The sequence below is a fragment of the Priestia sp. ABM2_011 genome (genome assembly GCF_056158845.1).
Genome location: NZ_JBSWUB010000001.1, coordinates 634,425 through 651,714 on the forward strand (window position 1 = coordinate 634,425; position 17,290 = coordinate 651,714).

Below are 17,290 nucleotides of genomic sequence, written 5' to 3' on the forward strand. Positions count from 1 at the left end.
CTCATTATTAATTCTAATCTCCTATTCATTCGATGTCATCTCCCATAGCTCCTACTAAAAATAGAAAAAAGAGTAGTATGAAGAACTACTCCTTTTCAGTGTATGGATCTTTCTCATAGGCCGGTAAATCTCCAAATATGGTCATCGTACCTTCTTCATCCAGTGCATTTTCATATCGCTCATGCTCTTTTGAAGGGTAAATAGGAAGAGGCTGTCCATATAAATCGGTAGCGGCAAAGTTTTCATAATCTTCAACGTACCCGATAGCTTCATCCGCCTCAATATAGGTTTCACTATAGTTAGACGTATCTTCTATAAAATCAGAAGGAGATTCAGACGTCCCGTAACGCGCAACGTCTTGCCAAGAATCTTCTGCGTCGTATCCTGTCGTCTCGGTATCGTCATAGTCGTATTGACCAAATGGGTGATGGAGAACATTTTCTTCTACAGGTCTGTGCTTTGGAATATCCTGTGATGGGCTATGTTCTCTACAGTATAAAGTAGTTGGTACAGCCTGAAGTCTTTCAAATGAGATATCTGCTCCACATACTTTGCATGTTCCATACGTGCTGTGAGCGATTGCCTGCAGTGCTTCTTCTATTTCATGTAGCTCTTGTTTTGCATGTTCATTTAGTGCAAGGTCTTTTTCACGCTCGTATGTTTCTGTGGCTGTGTCACCAGGGTGGTTATCGTAGCTTGAAAGTTCTCCTACAGCATCGTGAGCGTCGCTTCGAGTTAGACCAAAATGATCATTTTGATCAAAGTGCGATTGAATATCAGCCTGCTGCTGCTGTAAATTTTGTTTTAACTGACTGATTTCTTGTTTTGAAAGTGTCATGAAGCTCCCCCTTAAAAATTTAGTGTGCTTTTGTAGTATGTGTTAAAAATTCAAAAAAACACGATTCATATTAGGAGGATTTGGGGTATTCATGAAGCTAAGAGAGAAATGGAGTGGAAAATTAAAGAAAGGTAAAGGTTATAGAAAAGGGTATGATAAAAATAATGTTCTTGAGGGCTAAAGGGTACTAAATAGATCATAAAGATTTTTTTATTGGTTTACTGAAAAGGCGTAATTTAGACAAGCAAAATTAATTTTTGCTCATGAATCGCGATGCTAGATTTTTTTGAACTGAAAGTTTATAATAAGTTAGTTACAGACTTAAGAAAAAAAGATGAACGGGGGGACGTAGTGTGATTGCAACGACCGAACAGTTAGTACAAGAATACATTAAAGATGCGATTGAGCGTGCAAAAAATGAAAATCAGCCAAAATTGGTCAGTTTAGTGAAAAAAGTAAGACCTATTGACCCCCTTATTTTTTATGCGAACGGACATGACCAGTTTTATAAAGAACGCTTTTTTTGGAAATATTCCAACAGTTATTATACATTTGTTGGATTAGGATATGCGCATACTATTTGCACCAATGCGGCAAAAGAACGTTATTTCCACATTGAAAATGAATGGAAGCGCTTTATAAAAGAAGACTTTTATAAAAATAACCAAATTTTCCCTGATGGGACAGGTCCTCTTTTATTTGGAGGATTTTCATTTGACCCAAATCAGTATCGAGAAAACTATTGGAGTGATTTCCCGAGTTCAAAATTTATGATTCCAACTGTGTTATATACCCAGGTAAATAAAGAAGGATATCTTACCGTTAATATGATGGTTAAAGGACAAGATTCTGTAAAAGAGCACATCAATTATTTCGAAGAGGTCCAAAAACTTGTTCTTTGTGAAGAGTACGACGGGGAATCTCATATTTCACCTTTGCTGTTGGAAAAAGAAGAAATTGGGGTAGAGAAATTTAAAGGAAATATTGAAAGAGCTACTACTTTAATTAAGCAACAGGTTATAGAGAAAGTGGTTCTTGCTCGCCAATTAAAAGTAAAATTTAATGAAGATATTTCTACTGAATACGTGCTTCAGCGTCTGTTAAAGGAACAGCCAACTAGCTACACATATATTTTAGAGGGAGAGCATCAGCATTTTATCGGCGCTTCCCCAGAAAGACTAGTACAAAAACAAGGAGATTACGTGTTTTCCACTTGTTTAGCGGGTTCGATTCCAAGAGGAAAGACAAGGCAGGAAGATCACGAACTAGGTGAGGAATTGCTTCAGGATCCTAAGAACTTAATTGAGCACGATGTTGTTGTTCATATGATTAAAGAAGCGATGAATTCTTATTGTTATGAAGTAGAAATTCCAAGTAAGCCAAGTTTATATAAAACAAAGCATATTCAACATTTGTATACACCTGTGAAAGGGCGTATAAAGGAAGATGTGACGCTATTTTCATTTATTCAAAAGCTCCATCCAACACCAGCGTTAGGAGGATATCCTCAACAGGAGGCCTTGCCTATTATTCGAAAGCTAGAATCCTTTGACCGAGGGTGGTACGCAGCTCCTTTAGGATGGATGGATATCAATGGAAACGGTGAATTTATAGTAGGAATCCGCTCGGCTGTTATTCAGCAAAAAGAAGCTGTTTTATTTGCGGGCTGTGGAATTGTAGCAGATTCTACGCCTGAAAGTGAATATGAAGAAACAAAAATTAAATTCAACCCGATGCTTTCAGCTTTAGGAGGGATTATGCGTGGAACACATTAAATCATTAACAACGTATATTGCGTCATTCGTGGATGAATTAGTAGAAGCAAATGTTGAAGAAGTAGTGGTCAGTCCAGGGTCACGTTCAACGCCTATTGCGATGCTTATGGCTGAGCACCCTGATATTCATGTGCACTTAAACATTGATGAACGTTCTGCCGGCTTTTTTGCTCTAGGAATAGCAAAAGCAAAGAAAAAACCAGTGGCGCTTGTATGTACATCTGGAACAGCTGCAGCGAATTATTATCCTGCAGTAATTGAAGCTCACTACTCACGCATTCCTTTAGTCGTTATCACAGCCGATCGGCCGCACGAGTTAAGGGATATAGGTGCCCCGCAGGCAATTAATCAGAATCATCTTTTCGGTCAGTATGCGAAGTGGTTTGTAGATACAGCTTTACCAGAAGAAAGTGCAGATATGAATCGTTATATTCGAACAGTAGCTTCAAGGGCTGTTCATACAGCTCAAGCTATACCGAGCGGTCCTGTACACATTAACGTACCTTTACGTGAACCGATTGTACCAGATTTGTCTATTGAAGATTTATGGAGTCAGGGGAAACGCGGTAAATCATATGTGGCTGCTATTCATGGAGAAGCATCTCTATCTGAAAAAGGATTCGAAGAAATTGCGAAGCGCCTAGAGGGAACAACAAAAGGACTTATTATATGCGGAGATCAAATGTCTTTAAAAGCAGTAGACAGCGTATGCCGTTTAGCTGACGCTTTAAGCTTTCCGGTGCTCGCAGATCCGTTATCACAATTAAGAAGCGGCAAGCATTCAAAAGAAAATGTAATAGAGACATATGATACATTTTTAAAAAGTGATAAGGTTGATGAGCGTTTTTACCCCGAAGTTGTCATTCGTTTTGGCGCGATGCCGGTATCGAAACCGCTATTGCAATTTTTAAAAGCACACGAGCCGAAAGAAATGTTTGTAGTTGACCAAGGTAAAGGCTGGAGAGATCCTACTTTGCGTTCAACAGTGATGATTGAAGCCAATGAAACATTATTTTGTGAAGAACTGATCAAGCGCCTTTCAGCGAATCAAGAGGAGTCTACTTCATGGCTGAGTCTATGGAAAAAGATTAATGTTCAAACTGCACAGGCTCTCAAAACATTAACTTCTGGCCAGGAATGGTTCGAAGGACAAGTAGTTCAAGAAATTGTGGATGTAGTACCTGAAGGCACGGCTTTGTTTGTTGGAAATTCAATGCCTGTTCGAGATATTGATTCTTTCTTCTTAAATACGGAGAAAGATATTCCACTTTTTGTAAACCGAGGAGCAAATGGAATTGATGGTGTGGTTTCGTCTGCTCTAGGCGTAAGCACGGCTTACGATCACACCGTTTTATTTATTGGTGACCTATCTTTTTATCACGATTTAAATGGTCTGCTGGCAGCTAAGATGCATAATTTAAATTTAACCGTTGTGCTAGTTAACAATGACGGCGGAGGAATTTTTTCATTTTTACCGCAGTCAAAACAAGAAAAGCACTTTGAATTTTTATTCGGTACGCCAACTGGATTGAATTTTGAGCATGCCACTCGTCTGTATGATGGCACATTTTCTTCAGCAAGCAGCTGGGAAGAATTTCGACATGCAATGAACCATGCTTTCACAAAAGGCGGGTTACATGTTGTAGAGATTCGTACAACTCGTACAGAAAATGTAGAGACTCATCGCAGTTTGTGGAAACTTGTTTCCGAGGAAATAAATTTGTCAAACGGTGTGGAATAAGCAATGATGTATCAATTAAATGGTGTATCTTACTATGTGCACACCGAGGGAAAAGGAGAGCCGCTGCTGCTTCTTCACGGCTTTACCGGTTCTTCTCAAACCTGGCGTACCTTTATGAAGAAATTCGTTAAAGACTATCAAGTGATTGCTGTTGATATTATTGGTCATGGCCAATCAGCAGCTCCGAAAGAAATCAAACCATATTCAATGGAAGCAGCTGTTGAAGCACTGCATGAGCTGCTTCAACAGCTATCTCTATCACAGGTGAATGTAATTGGATATTCGATGGGAGGAAGGCTTGCTCTCTCATTTGCTCAGCGATATCCACACCTTGTGAAAAAGTTGGTATTAGAAAGCGCATCGCCTGGTTTAAAAACGCGAGAAGAACAAAAGCTAAGAAAAGAAAAAGATGAGCAGCTGGCGAGCCGCATTGTGAAAAATGGAATTGAAGAATTTGTGAACTTTTGGGAGGAAATCCCTCTTTTTCGTTCTCAAAAGCAATTGCCTAGCTATGTTCAAGAAGCGGTGCGTCAAGAAAGACTTTCGCATACAGAAATCGGCCTTTCCAACAGTTTGAAAGGAATGGGAACAGGAGTCCAGCCGTCCCTTTGGGAGAAGCTGGACGATCTGTTGATGCCGGTTTTGCTTATTACAGGAGAAGTAGATCAAAAGTTTTGTTTAATTTCCAAAGAAATGCAAACATTAATACCAAATGCTACTTCTAAAATTATTTTAGGGACAGGCCATGCAATTCACGTGGAACAACCCGAGATTTTTGGTAGAATAGTAAGTGAGTTCTTAGCTACTACATAATTAGGAGGAAATAAAGATGACAGTTGAATGGACATCAGTACGTCAATATGAAGACATTTTATACGAAACATATAACGGAATCGCTAAAATTACGATTAACCGTCCGGAAGTGCACAATGCATTCCGTCCAAAAACAGTAATGGAATTGATCGATGCATTTGCTTATGCTCGTGACGATGCAAGCGTTGGAGTAATTGTATTAGCAGGTGCTGGGGATAAAGCATTTTGCTCAGGCGGAGACCAAAGAGTTCGCGGTCACGGCGGCTATGTAGGAGAAGATGAAATTCCACGTCTAAACGTTCTAGATTTACAGCGTTTAATTCGCGTAATTCCAAAGCCGGTTGTTGCAATGGTATCAGGCTATGCAATTGGTGGAGGCCACGTTCTTCACGTTGTATGTGACTTAACAATTGCAGCGGATAACGCAGTCTTTGGACAAACAGGTCCTAAAGTTGGAAGCTTCGATGCAGGATATGGCTCTGGTTACTTAGCTCGCATCGTAGGCCATAAGAAAGCGCGTGAGATCTGGTTCTTATGCCGTCAGTACAACGCTCAAGAAGCACTAGACATGGGATTAGTAAACACGGTCGTTCCATTAGAACAGCTTGAAGCTGAAACAATTCAATGGTGTGAAGAGATGTTAGAAAAAAGTCCAACCGCTCTTCGTTTCTTAAAAGCAGCATTTAATGCTGATACGGACGGCTTAGCTGGTATCCAGCAATTTGCGGGTGACGCAACGCTTCTTTATTACACAACGGACGAGGCAAAAGAAGGTCGCGATGCATTTAAGGAAAAACGCAATCCAGACTTCCAACAGTTCCCACGTTTCCCTTAAACAGCTGAAACAGCTTGGTGATTATCATCAGGCTGTTTTTTCAATTTGATTTAGTTAATTAGTATAAAAAGGAGAGAAATTTATGAGTGGCCAAACGATTCCTAATGGGCTTATGCAAAGAGCATATTTGACGCCAAACCGAGTGGCGGTAGAAACACTGCAAACGTCGCTTACTTTTCAAGAGCTTCATAAGCGTGTTCAAAAAGTAGCGCAGCAGCTTTCGTTTAACGGTGTAAAGCAAGGTGATACCATTGCTTTATGCATGAAAAACAGCGTGGAGTTTATTGAGATTTTACATGCGGTTTCTTATATTGGCGCTCGGGTGCTGCTCGTCAATACGCGTTTGACAAATGAAGAAATCAATTATCAGCTAACAGATGCAAACGTGTCGTTGCTTATTACGGATGAAGCATTTTTAACGAGAGAGTTCCAAAGTTCCATTACTCAGCTTCCTTTATCTTCTTTAAAAAGTTCTCCAGAAACAGAAACGTATTTTCAGAAAACGTGGAATCTCGAGGAGACGTTCACCATTATGTATACGTCTGGAACAACAGGTAATCCAAAAGGAGTGCTGCAGACATATGGAAATCACTGGTGGAGTTCCATTGGTTCAGCGCTTAATTTAGGATTAAATGAAAAAGACTGCTGGCTTATAGCGGTTCCTTTGTTTCATATTAGCGGATTATCCATTTTAATGCGGAGCGTCTTTTACGGAATGAAAATCATTTTAGAAGAACGATTTGAAGCAAGAGCGGTGAATGAAGCCATTGAAAACAAAGGAGTAACAATTATTTCGGTTGTCACTTCCATGCTATCGAATATGCTGGATGAATTAGCTGAACGTAAATACCCAAATACATTTCGCTGTATGCTTTTAGGAGGAGGACCCGCACCGCTTACTATTTTAGAGGCTTGTGTGAATAAAGAAATTCCTGTTTATCAAACGTATGGAATGACAGAAACATCTTCACAGTTCGTTACGCTTTCACCTGAAGATAGTTTGCGAAAACTGGGATCAGCAGGTAAACCATTATTTCCGTGTGCAATGAAAATTGTAGATGAGAATGGAAATGAAACACGTGAAGCAGGAGAAATCATTGTTAAAGGTCCAAATGTTACAAAAGGATATTTAAATAAACCTGAAGCTACTAAAAAAGCCCTTCAACAAGGCTGGTTCTATACAGGAGATATCGGGAAAGTGGATGAAGAAGGTTTTCTATATGTATTAGACAGACGTTCGGACCTTATTATCTCAGGTGGAGAAAATGTATATCCAGCTGAAATTGAAAATGTTTTGTTGAAGCATCCCGCTGTTAAAGAGGCCGGTGTAACGGGAGTAGCCGATGGAAAATGGGGACAAGTTCCTGCAGCATGCATTGTTATAAACGAAGACGTTTCAGATGAAGAGTTATCTTTACACATTCAACAATTTTTAGCAAAGTACAAACTTCCAAAGTATTTCGTTCGAGTAGAGGAGCTGCCGCGAACGGCCTCTAATAAAATCATACGCCGGAAGCTATCATCGTTCATACAGAAAGGGATTTAATCGATGATTATCAAAAAAGTACATCTTTATAAAATTGACATGAAGCTTCTTTCTCCTTTTTCAACAAGCTATGGTACGGTCCAGGATCGAGAATTGATTTTGCTTGAAGTAGAAGATGAAAAAGGATTTACAGGATGGGGAGAAGTCGTTGCTTTTTCATCTCCTTGGTATACGGAAGAAACGATTCAGACATGTTTTCATATGTTAGACGATTTTTTAATTCCTTCGCTTCTTCACCAGCAGCTTCAAAAACCAGAGGATGTTCAAAAGTTATTCAAACCTCTAAAGCGGAACAACATGGCTAAAGCAGCTTTGGACTGTGCTGTATGGGATTTGTATGCAAAGCGCCAAAATAAGCCCTTAGCTGAAGTAATTGGCGGAATAAGGCCTGCTGTAGAAGCTGGAGTGGTAGTTGGCTTAAATGATATTTCCATCATGAAAGAACAAATAAAGACTTATATGAAAGATGGTTATAAGCGCTTTAAAGTGAAAATTAAGCCAGGCGCTGACTATGAGCTACTGAAACAAATTCGAGATGAATTTCCAAGCATTCCTCTTATGGCTGATGCCAATTCAGCCTATACGTTAAGCGATAGTGATTCATTGAAAAAACTAGATGAATTGAATTTAATGATGATCGAACAGCCGTTAAGTTCGGATGATATCCTTGATCATCGATTATTACAAAAGCAAATGAAGACGCCGATTTGCTTAGATGAAAGTATTGTGAGCTATGAAGATGCACGTCATGCAATCGAACAAAAAAGCTGCAAGATTATCAATGTGAAAATCGGTCGAGTTGGCGGAATGTCTGTAGCAAAAAAAATTCATGATTTATGCGCCCTACACGGTGTAAGGCTTTGGGTTGGCGGAATGTTAGAAGCCGGGATTTCACGAGCTCATAACATCGCCCTTGCCACACTGCCTTCTTTCACGATACCAGGTGACATTTCTGCGTCGTCTCGCTATTGGGAAAAAGATATTATTAAGCCCGAAGTAGAGGTAGAAGCCGGAGTAATAAAGGTGAAGGAAAAACCGGGGATAGGATACGATATTGATAAAAAGTTTATCAAAACAATCACAGCATTTGAAAAAGAATACAAATAATTAAAAACCGTTTTTTATGAAAAACGGTTTTTTTATTGATGTTGGCAATGTTTAGTAGAAAAATAGGACAAATTTTTTAAAAAGAGCACATTGTTCCATCAAGCGTGTCAAAACATGTTATGATGGAGTAGTTTGATGAAAAAAGTCGAAGGATTTTATCGTAAAAAACAAAATTATTTTTGAAAATAGGTTGATAGTTTTCTAAGTTGTCCTATATAATGTGTTTATAACATAACACAATATGTTGTTTGTTAAACAATAATAAAATACTATATTTTGTGTTTTCCAGTGAAAAAGGTGTCTGATAAAAAGACTTAAAAGGGAATTTGGTGAAAATCCAAAGCTGTCCCCGCAACTGTGAATGCTGATGAAATAAGGAGATCCACTGTGAGTAAACATCATGGGAAGGCCTTAAAGTAAAAAGAAGCATAAGTCAGGAGACCTGCCTTTTTTATGTCGTTTTATCTTCTTCGGGAGGTGAGAGGGTAGAGCGAGGATTGAGAAAAGACTTAGTGTCTTCTTCTATCTTCGTTCTATTCGCTCACCGAGGTACGGTGAGCGATTTTTTATTTTGAAGTGAAGAGAGGAGCCATATTTATGGTGAATACATTAAAGCCTACAATTCTACATGAATTAACTGCATATATTGAACGTTTAAAAAAAGAATTTACGCAACTTGATTTTTCTTTGTATGAGGAAAAGGTTATTCAAACTGTTACAGTAAAGGAAAATATGACGGACGAAAAGGTTGCAAACGTACTAATTTTGGCAGCCCTAGAGCGTATTTCAATGGAAGAACCAGATTGGACGTACGTGGCGGCAGACGTCTACTTAAACGAACTATATCGAAAAGCAGCGGACAACCGAGGTTATGATAAAAAAGAGAAGTACGGTTCGTTTTATCAGCTTATTCAAGAACTAACAAAAATCGGCATTTATAATAAACAGCTATTAAAAACATATACAGAAGAAGAAATTAATGAAATTGCTTCAGTCATTATTCCTGAACGCGATCGTTTATTTACATACATTGGATTGCTGACATTAGCAGATCGCTATTTAGCGACATCACATGATAAGCGTGTATACGAATTACCGCAAGAACGTTTTCTTATCATTGCTATGACGCTGATGTCTCAAGAAAAGAAAGAAAATCGAACAGCATTAGTAAAAGAAGCGTACTGGGCGCTTTCTAGTCTATATATGACGGTTGCCACACCAACACTCTCAAACGCAGGAAAGAGCTACGGACAGCTATCTAGCTGCTTTATTGATACGATTGATGACAGCTTACGCGGTATTTATGATAGCAATACAGATTTGGCCACGCTTAGTAAAAATGGAGGCGGAATTGGTGTCTACCTCGGTCATATTAGAAGCCGAGGAAGTGATATAAAAGGTTTTAAAGGCGTATCATCAGGAACAATTCCATGGATGAAACAGCTAAATAATACGGCTGTAAGTGTCGATCAGCTAGGTCAACGACAAGGAGCTATTGCTGTATATTTAGATGTTTGGCATAAAGACATTTTTTCATTCTTAGACGCGCGTTTGAACAATGGTGATGAACGCCAGCGCACGCATGATTTATTCACTGGCGTATGTTTGCCAGATTTGTTTATGGAAAAAGTAGAAGCACGTGAAGACTGGCACTTATTCGATCCTCACGAAGTTCGTACGCTGATGGGCTACTCGTTAGAAGATTTTTATGATGAAGAAGAAGGCAGCGGTTCGTTCCGCACTCGTTACGCTGAGTGTGTAAACAATGAACAGCTTTCAAGAGAAACAGTGCCTGCTATTGAGATCTTCAAGCGCATTATGCTTTCGCAGCTTGAAACCGGAACTCCTTATATGTTCTATCGTGATACGGTTAACCGAGCTAATCAAAACCGACACGCGGGCATGATTTACTGCAGTAACTTATGTACAGAAATCACGCAAAACCAAAGTACAACGGTCGTAACAGAGGAAATTACGGAAGACGGAAAAATTATTATTACAAAGAATCCGGGCGATTTTGTTGTATGTAATCTTTCTTCTATTAACTTAGCGAGAGCCGTAACTGAAGATGTACTTGAACGTTTAATTCCAATTCAAGTACGCATGCTTGATAATGTTATTGAGTTAAATGATTTGCCGGTACTTCAAGCAAAGCTAACGAATCAAAAGTACCGCGCAGTAGGGCTTGGCACATTTGGCTGGAACCATTTGCTTGCCTTAAAGAAAATAGCATGGGAGACAGATGAAGCGGTAGCATATTGCGATGAATTGTATGAACAAATTTCTTACTTAACCGTGCAGGCAAGCATGAACTTAGCTAAAGAAAAAGGCGCATATCCATTATTTAAAGGCTCAGATTTTGAGTCAGGCGCTTATTTTGAAACACGTGAATACACGAGCGAAGCGTGGAGTGAACTGCGTAGCGAAGTTCAAAGCAATGGGATAAGAAATGGATATTTAATGGCTGTAGCACCTAATTCATCAACATCTATTATCGCGGGTTCTACGGCAAGTATTGATCCGATTTTCCGTAAGTTTTATTCAGAGGAAAAGAAAAACTATAAAATCCCAGTGACGGCACCAGATTTATCGCCAGCAACAAACTGGTATTATAAGTCCGTTTATTTAATTGATCAGCACTGGAGCATTAAGCAAAACGCCAAGCGCCAGCGTCATATTGATCAATCTATTTCATTCAATTTATATGTACAAAATGATATCCGAGCAAAAGAGCTGCTGGATCTTCATATGACGGCATGGAAAGAAAAATTAAAAACGACCTATTACGTACGTTCAACATCAAGTGAAGTCATTGAAGAATGTGAAAGCTGTCATAGTTAAAAGGAGTGAATAATTGATGACAAGCATGTTAAAACGAGAATTAATGAACGAAACAGCTCCGAACCGTTCGACAGGAATCATCAACGGCAAGAGCTCCAATATTCTAAACTGGGATGACGTCCGATTTTCATGGGCGTTCCCTAAATACAAGCGTATGCTAGCTAATTTCTGGACGCCGTTTGAAATTAATATGGGTCAAGATATTAAACAGTTCCCTCAGTTAACCGCTGACGAACAAGAGAGCTTTCTAAAAATTATTGGCCTGCTGGCGCTACTGGACAGTATTCAATCAGATTATGCTAGCAAAGTAGCTGACTATGTAACCGATTCTTCGATTAACGCTCTAATGATTATTTTAGCGCAGCAAGAAGTGGTTCATAATCATTCGTATTCATATGTTTTATCAAGTCTTGTACCAAAAGGAAAACAAGATGAAGTATTTGAATACTGGCGTACAGACGAAAAGCTTCGCGCACGAAATGACTTTATTACAAACGGATATAAAGCATTTAGCGAAGAAGCAACGGTTGAAAACTTTTTGAAGTCTATGGTATATGATGTTATTTTAGAAGGACTTTTCTTCTATAGCGGATTTGCGTTCTTCTATAATCTTGCGAGAAATCAAAAGATGGTGGCGACATCTACGATGATTAATTATATCAATCGTGATGAACAGCTTCACGTTGGGTTATTTGAAAAGATTTTCAAGGAAGTACTAAATGAAAATCCAGCTTATCGTACGGAGGAGCTAGAAACGTTTGTAGTTGAAACGTTCCAAGAGGCAGCTCGTCTTGAAATTGAATGGGCGGAATCTGTTATTGGAGAAAAATTCGACGGCATTACGATGAAAGAACTGCAGCAGTACATTGAATATATGGCGAATAAACGCTGTAATCAGTTAGGCTTCGGTCGAGCTGCTTTCCCAGAAGCACCGATTGAAAATCCTCTTCGTTGGATTATTGCTTATCAAGAGGTAGATTTAGGGAAAACCGATTTCTTTGAACAGAAATCACGACAATATACAAAAGCATCAGATGCAAATGGATTTGATGATTTATAAACACAAAAGCTGACTAATTTCCTTATTGATTAGTCAGCTTTTTTTAAGTGAATAAGTCCAAGTTCTAACGCACGTGTGGTAATTAAGTCATCAATTTCTTCTGGAATGTTTTCAAGTGTTCCCCATTTGTATGTCCATAAATGAGTAAATGATTGTACATAGATTGGAAAGGTTTGTTCATTTGCTTTTATGGCTTCTTCTTTAAAAAAATGAATCAGTTGTTCAGTCTTCATACTAGTCTCCTTTTTTATGATCTTGAAGAGAGAAAAAAGACAACCCAGAGGCTGTCCTTTTGCGGGTTACGCTTCAGTTGGCTTGAACGTTTTACAGTCTGTTTCATAGCTACTTGCTGCATGTTTTCCGCTATGACTTACTACGTAAATTTCTTCTGCACTGCAGTGATTTCCATTTTTCCAAAAGTGACAGTTATTTACTTCACAAAGAATGTTTTGTTCCAACGTTAACCCTCCTTTGTATGTGATAGCTATAGTATGGTCAAAATTCAACTAACTTATAAGAAAGGTGGTAGACTTTCATTTTAATTGAGAATTTTTATCAATTAAACATTGACAAAGAGAATCATTCTCAATTAAACTGTATATATAGTAAAGAATACAGGTTGTTGTCAAATCATTAAATGAATAATTAATTGGGAGGGAACAAACATGTCATCAGTCATGGTTGTAGGAGGAGACAGGTTAAAGCATATTACAGATCGTCTAGCGGGAGAAGGGTTTAATGAAGTAATTCATTTAGATGGCCGTAAAAGCAATATGGTGAAGCGAGAAATTCCCGAACATATTGGGTTTGTATTAGTTATTACGGATTTTATTAATCACAATATGGCAAAAGTCATTAAAGAGAAAGCAAAAAAACAGCAAAAACCAATTTATTTCGTCAAACATTCATGGAGTGCTATTCGTAAAGTGATTGAGCAAATTTCATGATTTAATTTTTGATCATTATTGAGAATGAATTTCAATTAGGGTGGTGAGACATAGATGGAACCGATAAAAGTGCATATAAAGACACTCTCCAATAACCACATCGAACAATTTATTCGATGTCCGTACAAATTTTATCAGCAGCAGCTTCTTTTGAAAAAGACATCTATAGATTGGAAACAGCATGTTCAAGTAACCGTCCATCAAATCATTAAAACATACTATAGCAAGCCAGTTGAGTATCGCTCAAACCTCTATGTTTTACAGCTTATTGAAAAATATTGGCGCCTAAAGCCAAATATGTTTTCATCACCCATTCACTATTACGATGTGTTAGCTAAAGTAAGTGATTATTTACTGAGGTTTTTAGGCGAGAAAACACATGTGGAGCTACCACTTTTTGTGTTTGAAAAATACAGCGTTTATGTAGAAGAAATTCAAAGCAACCTTTCTCTGACCATTGATTTTGCTGCATGGACAGAGAAGTCTTATACGGTAACAAAATTCATTCTAGATGACCATGAAGAAGTGAAGAACGCAATGAAAGACTTTATTATCGTTTTTTCGAAACAAGCTTTTCAAAAGGTTCCTGAACAAATTCGTTTTTATTCATTATTAACCGGAGAAACAACAACTTATTATATTGCAACAGGCGATTATGAAAAGGCCATACTTCAACTACATATTGTCAAAAGTGTGTTAATGGAACCAAAACATTTTCAAAAGAACTATGCATCCAGTGAGTGTGAAAACTGTCCTCTTAAGCAAGAATGTGATGAAGAAGGGGATGTGCGGCCCACACTGCTGGTGTAAAGGAGCGTCATTTACATGAAGGAAATCTTACTAGCTTATGCGAGTATGTCAGGCAACACAGAAGCGATAGCCGATTTGATCGAAGAAGAATTAGTCAAGCATGGATTGCATGTGAAACGAGCAGAAGTATATGACATTGCTGCTTCGGACCTTGTATTGGCAGAATCTATTATCTTTGGAGCTTATACGTGGGGAGATGGAGAGCTGCCAGATGATTTTTTAGATCTTTATGATGAAATGGATGATATAGATCTCAGTCAAAAGCAGATGGCTGTATTTGGTTCAGGTGATTCATCATATGATGTTTTTTGCGGAGCAGTTGATTTAATTGAAGAAAAAATAAAGGGACGCAACGGAAATATAGCTGTTCCTGGTTTGAAAATCGAGCTTTCTCCCTTTGGAGAAGATGTAGAAAAATGTAAGGTATTTGCTAAAGACTTTGCTGAAGTAGTGGCAAAATCTGCTGCTTCATAAGAAAACCCGGTCAAGTGCTGACCGGGTTTTTAATATGGCTTCTTTTTGCTGTATTCTTTATTATCTTTCATAAATAGACGCCAGAAATAAAAGAATCCAGGAAATAAAATCGCAAAGCCAACAATATACACAATAAATAACGAATGGAACGCATCGGGATGTGTAAATCCATTCTCAATCGTTACGTTTGGATACACGACATACGGTAAATGACTTCGTCCGTATACGTAACTTGCTAAGAAATATTGAAGGACGATTGATACCACGGCTAAACGAGGCATTCCTTTTCCTTTTTGAGAAGGCAGCAGCAGAGCAATACCAGCTACTACAAATAGACCTACAGACCCGTAAAGAAGAGGCTTAAACTGCATCATTTTATCATATAACCAGCTGGCTTCTGATTGCATTGTAATCATAATAAAGATAGCCATTAGCAGTGAAAGAGGTCCTGTAATGAGCGCATCGCGCCGATAGACCGCATAAGCTTCCATTTCGTCAGATGACTTCGAGTAGTCTGCTAATAAAAGAGACGACAGAAACAGGGAAGAAGTAATGGCAAAACCAATAAATGAATAGACGTGCGGACTTGAAAACACTCTTGCTAAATTTAATCGCTGCGTTCCGTCAATTACATCAATAAATCCACCTTGACTTACGGGCAGTACGGCGATTAAAAAAGCGGGAATTAATACGCCAGATATACCAGATACGTAAACCAACGCTCTCCGATATTTGAAGCTGCCAGCATAGTGTGAAAACACTAAAAATCCGCTTCGAATAGATAAGAGAAGTAAAATGATACTCCCCGGTACTAGTAGCACTGTTCCAAGCGTAAATGTAGCTCGCGGAAAAAAGCTAAACAGCGCAACAACAATCGCAACGATAAATACATTGGTTACTTCCCAAGTAGGCGATAGATATCTGTTTGCTACATCTGTAGCATTTGTTTTCGTACGGTTAATATAGACCATCGACCAAAAACCAGCTCCAAAGTCCATCGTTCCCATTACAGCATAGATAAAAATGAAGCCCCATATTACAGTAATTGCTAGTAATGAATCACCCATATTCTCACATCCTTTTTAATCTGCTTGCGCAGCAAGCTCTTTAGAAAGCGGATTTCGTCTAAAATAAAACACCAGTACAAGGGCGACTGCGGCCACGAGTACGATATAAACAAGCAAAAACAAGAAAAATAAAATATGCAAATTAGCAGAAGTAGTAACGGCTTCTGATGTACGCATGATGCGGTAAATGACCCAGGGTTGTCTGCCTGTACATGCGAAAATCCATCCGAATTCAATGCCCATGATCGCGAGAGGGCCCGTTGCGACAAATGCCCACATGAAAACTTTAGGGAAGCTTTTCTTCTTTAAAAACTTGTACCAAACAACGCCCACTAGCGCCACTAAAATTAAAATCGATCCGATAATGACCATACCGTTAAACAAGGTATGCACAAAAAGCGGCGGCCAATAATCTCTAGGGAAGTCATTGAGTCCAGTAATCACTGTATTAAAGCTATTACCCGACAAGAAGCTGAGCATCCATGGAAACTCAATGCCATACTTGACTCGCTGTTCTTTTTCATCTGTAAATCCGCCTAAAGCTAATGGCGCATGATCTTGCGTTTCAAATAGACCTTCAGCTGCTGCAAGTTTTTCGGGTTGATATTCGTATACTTTTTGCATCGATTCATGTCCATTCAAAGCTGTTACAAAAGAAAAAATCCCGCCGATTACTAATCCCATCATCAATGCTTTATGATGAAATTTATATTCTCTTGGATTATGTTTTCGCGCACGAAGCATTTTAAAGGCAGCGACTGAAGCAATGACAAAGCCTCCGGTTGTATAAGCAGAAACGGCTACGTGACCGGACGTTACAAAGAAACTCGGATTAAAGAAAGCTGCCCAAGGATCTACGCTTACAATTTCGCCATTTAAAATTCGAAAGCCAGCAGGTGTTCCTTCAAATGCGTGCACGTTTGTAATTAAAACGGCAGAGGCAAGAGCGCCTATTGCTACTAAAATGAGACTGATAATCCTCATTTTTCGAGAAATACGGTCCGCTGCGTATACGTAAATAGAGAGAAAAAGAGCCTCAATAAAGAAAGCATAAATTTCAATTTGAAAAGGAAGAGCCATCACTTTTCCTACGATTTCCATAAAACCCGGCCAAAGCAACGCTAATTGCACACCAGCAATCGTTCCCGTAGGAATAGCGACTCCAAGCAGGACAGCAGCTCCTTTTGTCCAGCGCTGTGCCATAAGTTCATAATCTTTATCTTTTGTTTTGTAGTAAAGAATTTCAGCCAATAAAATCATGAGAGGAATGCCGACGCCAAGAGTGGCAAAAATGATATGTACTCCCATGTTCAGACCAAACATTGAACGTGCAGTAACTAAATGATCCATTCATTTTTCAACCTTTCCAGTAAAGTATTGATAAACCTTATTGTCCACTTTTTACCACGATTTATGCATCAGAATTGGTAAAACAT

General features: G+C 38.8%; 16 protein-coding genes and 1 riboswitch. Of the genes, 11 read left to right on the top strand and 5 right to left on the bottom strand.

What is annotated here, in order from left to right:
* Positions 1-85: 85 nt before the first annotated feature.
* Complete coding sequence (locus tag ACXAE4_RS03455; protein WP_013059568.1) at positions 86-838, bottom strand: TraR/DksA C4-type zinc finger protein; 753 nt, start codon at positions 836-838, stop codon at positions 86-88.
* A 353-nt stretch (positions 839-1,191) separates the two neighbouring features.
* Between ACXAE4_RS03455 and ACXAE4_RS03460 the strand changes: the two genes are divergently transcribed.
* The 8 genes from ACXAE4_RS03460 to ACXAE4_RS03495 all read left to right on the top strand — a co-directional run bounded on the left by ACXAE4_RS03460 (position 1,192) and on the right by ACXAE4_RS03495 (position 12,556).
* Positions 1,192-2,613: an isochorismate synthase gene (locus ACXAE4_RS03460; RefSeq protein WP_475235474.1), complete on the top strand. Its 1,422-nt coding sequence runs from the start codon at positions 1,192-1,194 to the stop codon at positions 2,611-2,613.
* Positions 2,600-4,354 (top strand): 2-succinyl-5-enolpyruvyl-6-hydroxy-3-cyclohexene-1-carboxylic-acid synthase, encoded by a 1,755-nt coding sequence (menD, locus tag ACXAE4_RS03465; protein ID WP_155010582.1) that lies wholly within the window; start codon positions 2,600-2,602, stop codon positions 4,352-4,354. The genes ACXAE4_RS03460 and menD overlap by 14 nt, the downstream gene beginning before the upstream one ends.
* 3 nt (positions 4,355-4,357) lie before the next feature.
* Positions 4,358-5,167, top strand: coding sequence for a 2-succinyl-6-hydroxy-2,4-cyclohexadiene-1-carboxylate synthase (gene menH / locus ACXAE4_RS03470; protein ID WP_155010581.1), 810 nt, complete (start codon positions 4,358-4,360; stop codon positions 5,165-5,167).
* 16 nt (positions 5,168-5,183) lie between these two features.
* Positions 5,184-6,002, top strand: a complete 819-nt coding sequence (gene menB, locus ACXAE4_RS03475; RefSeq protein WP_013085280.1) for a 1,4-dihydroxy-2-naphthoyl-CoA synthase — start codon at positions 5,184-5,186, stop codon at positions 6,000-6,002.
* A gap of 82 nt (positions 6,003-6,084) precedes the next feature.
* A complete protein-coding gene (locus ACXAE4_RS03480) occupies positions 6,085-7,548 on the top strand; it encodes an o-succinylbenzoate--CoA ligase (RefSeq protein WP_028411866.1) in 1,464 nt (487 codons plus the stop codon).
* A 3-nt stretch (positions 7,549-7,551) separates the two neighbouring features.
* Positions 7,552-8,655, top strand: coding sequence for an o-succinylbenzoate synthase (menC, locus tag ACXAE4_RS03485; RefSeq protein ID WP_028411865.1), 1,104 nt, complete (start codon positions 7,552-7,554; stop codon positions 8,653-8,655).
* Between the two features lie 278 nt (positions 8,656-8,933).
* Positions 8,934-9,119: riboswitch (cobalamin riboswitch) on the top strand.
* Positions 9,120-9,252: 133 nt separating this feature from the next.
* Positions 9,253-11,496, top strand: coding sequence for a ribonucleoside-diphosphate reductase subunit alpha (locus ACXAE4_RS03490; RefSeq protein ID WP_028411864.1), 2,244 nt, complete (start codon positions 9,253-9,255; stop codon positions 11,494-11,496).
* Positions 11,497-11,512: 16 nt separating this feature from the next.
* Entirely contained in the window at positions 11,513-12,556 is a 1,044-nt protein-coding gene (locus tag ACXAE4_RS03495) for a ribonucleotide-diphosphate reductase subunit beta (protein WP_013059560.1), read from the top strand.
* Positions 12,557-12,585: 29 nt separating this feature from the next.
* Here ACXAE4_RS03495 and ACXAE4_RS03500 read toward each other — a convergent pair whose 3' ends face one another.
* Both ACXAE4_RS03500 and ACXAE4_RS03505 read right to left on the bottom strand, forming a co-directional pair.
* Positions 12,586-12,789 carry a hypothetical protein gene (locus ACXAE4_RS03500; RefSeq protein ID WP_013059559.1) on the bottom strand — a complete coding sequence of 68 codons (204 nt, stop codon included), beginning with the start codon at positions 12,787-12,789 and terminating at the stop codon, positions 12,586-12,588.
* Positions 12,790-12,855: 66 nt separating this feature from the next.
* Positions 12,856-13,014: a DUF1540 domain-containing protein gene (locus ACXAE4_RS03505; protein WP_013059558.1), complete on the bottom strand. Its 159-nt coding sequence runs from the start codon at positions 13,012-13,014 to the stop codon at positions 12,856-12,858.
* 207 nt (positions 13,015-13,221) lie between these two features.
* On the opposite strand from ACXAE4_RS03505, the gene ACXAE4_RS03510 reads away from it, so the two are divergent.
* The 3 genes from ACXAE4_RS03510 to ACXAE4_RS03520 are packed head-to-tail and all read left to right on the top strand — an operon-like array spanning position 13,222 to position 14,787.
* On the top strand, positions 13,222-13,503 hold the full coding sequence (locus ACXAE4_RS03510; RefSeq protein ID WP_028411863.1) for a DUF2325 domain-containing protein: 282 nt from the start codon (positions 13,222-13,224) through the stop codon (positions 13,501-13,503).
* A gap of 54 nt (positions 13,504-13,557) precedes the next feature.
* Positions 13,558-14,313, top strand: a complete 756-nt coding sequence (locus ACXAE4_RS03515) for a hypothetical protein (protein WP_223546271.1) — start codon at positions 13,558-13,560, stop codon at positions 14,311-14,313.
* Between the two features lie 15 nt (positions 14,314-14,328).
* Positions 14,329-14,787 carry a flavodoxin gene (locus ACXAE4_RS03520; RefSeq protein WP_028411861.1) on the top strand — a complete coding sequence of 153 codons (459 nt, stop codon included), beginning with the start codon at positions 14,329-14,331 and terminating at the stop codon, positions 14,785-14,787.
* A 29-nt stretch (positions 14,788-14,816) separates the two neighbouring features.
* Here the strand turns inward: ACXAE4_RS03520 and ACXAE4_RS03525 are convergent, their stop codons facing one another.
* Both ACXAE4_RS03525 and ACXAE4_RS03530 read right to left on the bottom strand, forming a co-directional pair.
* Positions 14,817-15,854: a cytochrome d ubiquinol oxidase subunit II gene (locus tag ACXAE4_RS03525; RefSeq protein ID WP_028411860.1), complete on the bottom strand. Its 1,038-nt coding sequence runs from the start codon at positions 15,852-15,854 to the stop codon at positions 14,817-14,819.
* 15 nt (positions 15,855-15,869) lie between these two features.
* Positions 15,870-17,204, bottom strand: a complete 1,335-nt coding sequence (locus tag ACXAE4_RS03530; protein ID WP_028411859.1) for a cytochrome ubiquinol oxidase subunit I — start codon at positions 17,202-17,204, stop codon at positions 15,870-15,872.
* Positions 17,205-17,290 lie beyond the last annotated feature (86 nt).

Excerpts from the sequence above, each read along its gene's own strand:
- ACXAE4_RS03455 (WP_013059568.1), bottom strand. The coding sequence starts at position 838 with ATGACACTTTCAAAACAAGAAATCAGTCAGTTAAAACAAAATTTACAG.
- menH (WP_155010581.1), top strand. The coding sequence starts at position 4,358 with ATGATGTATCAATTAAATGGTGTATCTTACTATGTGCACACCGAGGGA.
- menB (WP_013085280.1), top strand. The coding sequence starts at position 5,184 with ATGACAGTTGAATGGACATCAGTACGTCAATATGAAGACATTTTATAC.
- ACXAE4_RS03480 (WP_028411866.1), top strand. The coding sequence starts at position 6,085 with ATGAGTGGCCAAACGATTCCTAATGGGCTTATGCAAAGAGCATATTTG.
- menC (WP_028411865.1), top strand. The coding sequence starts at position 7,552 with ATGATTATCAAAAAAGTACATCTTTATAAAATTGACATGAAGCTTCTT.
- ACXAE4_RS03490 (WP_028411864.1), top strand. The coding sequence starts at position 9,253 with ATGGTGAATACATTAAAGCCTACAATTCTACATGAATTAACTGCATAT.
- ACXAE4_RS03495 (WP_013059560.1), top strand. The coding sequence starts at position 11,513 with ATGACAAGCATGTTAAAACGAGAATTAATGAACGAAACAGCTCCGAAC.
- ACXAE4_RS03500 (WP_013059559.1), bottom strand. The coding sequence starts at position 12,789 with ATGAAGACTGAACAACTGATTCATTTTTTTAAAGAAGAAGCCATAAAA.
- ACXAE4_RS03510 (WP_028411863.1), top strand. The coding sequence starts at position 13,222 with ATGTCATCAGTCATGGTTGTAGGAGGAGACAGGTTAAAGCATATTACA.
- ACXAE4_RS03515 (WP_223546271.1), top strand. The coding sequence starts at position 13,558 with ATGGAACCGATAAAAGTGCATATAAAGACACTCTCCAATAACCACATC.
- ACXAE4_RS03520 (WP_028411861.1), top strand. The coding sequence starts at position 14,329 with ATGAAGGAAATCTTACTAGCTTATGCGAGTATGTCAGGCAACACAGAA.
- ACXAE4_RS03525 (WP_028411860.1), bottom strand. The coding sequence starts at position 15,854 with ATGGGTGATTCATTACTAGCAATTACTGTAATATGGGGCTTCATTTTT.
- ACXAE4_RS03530 (WP_028411859.1), bottom strand. The coding sequence starts at position 17,204 with ATGGATCATTTAGTTACTGCACGTTCAATGTTTGGTCTGAACATGGGA.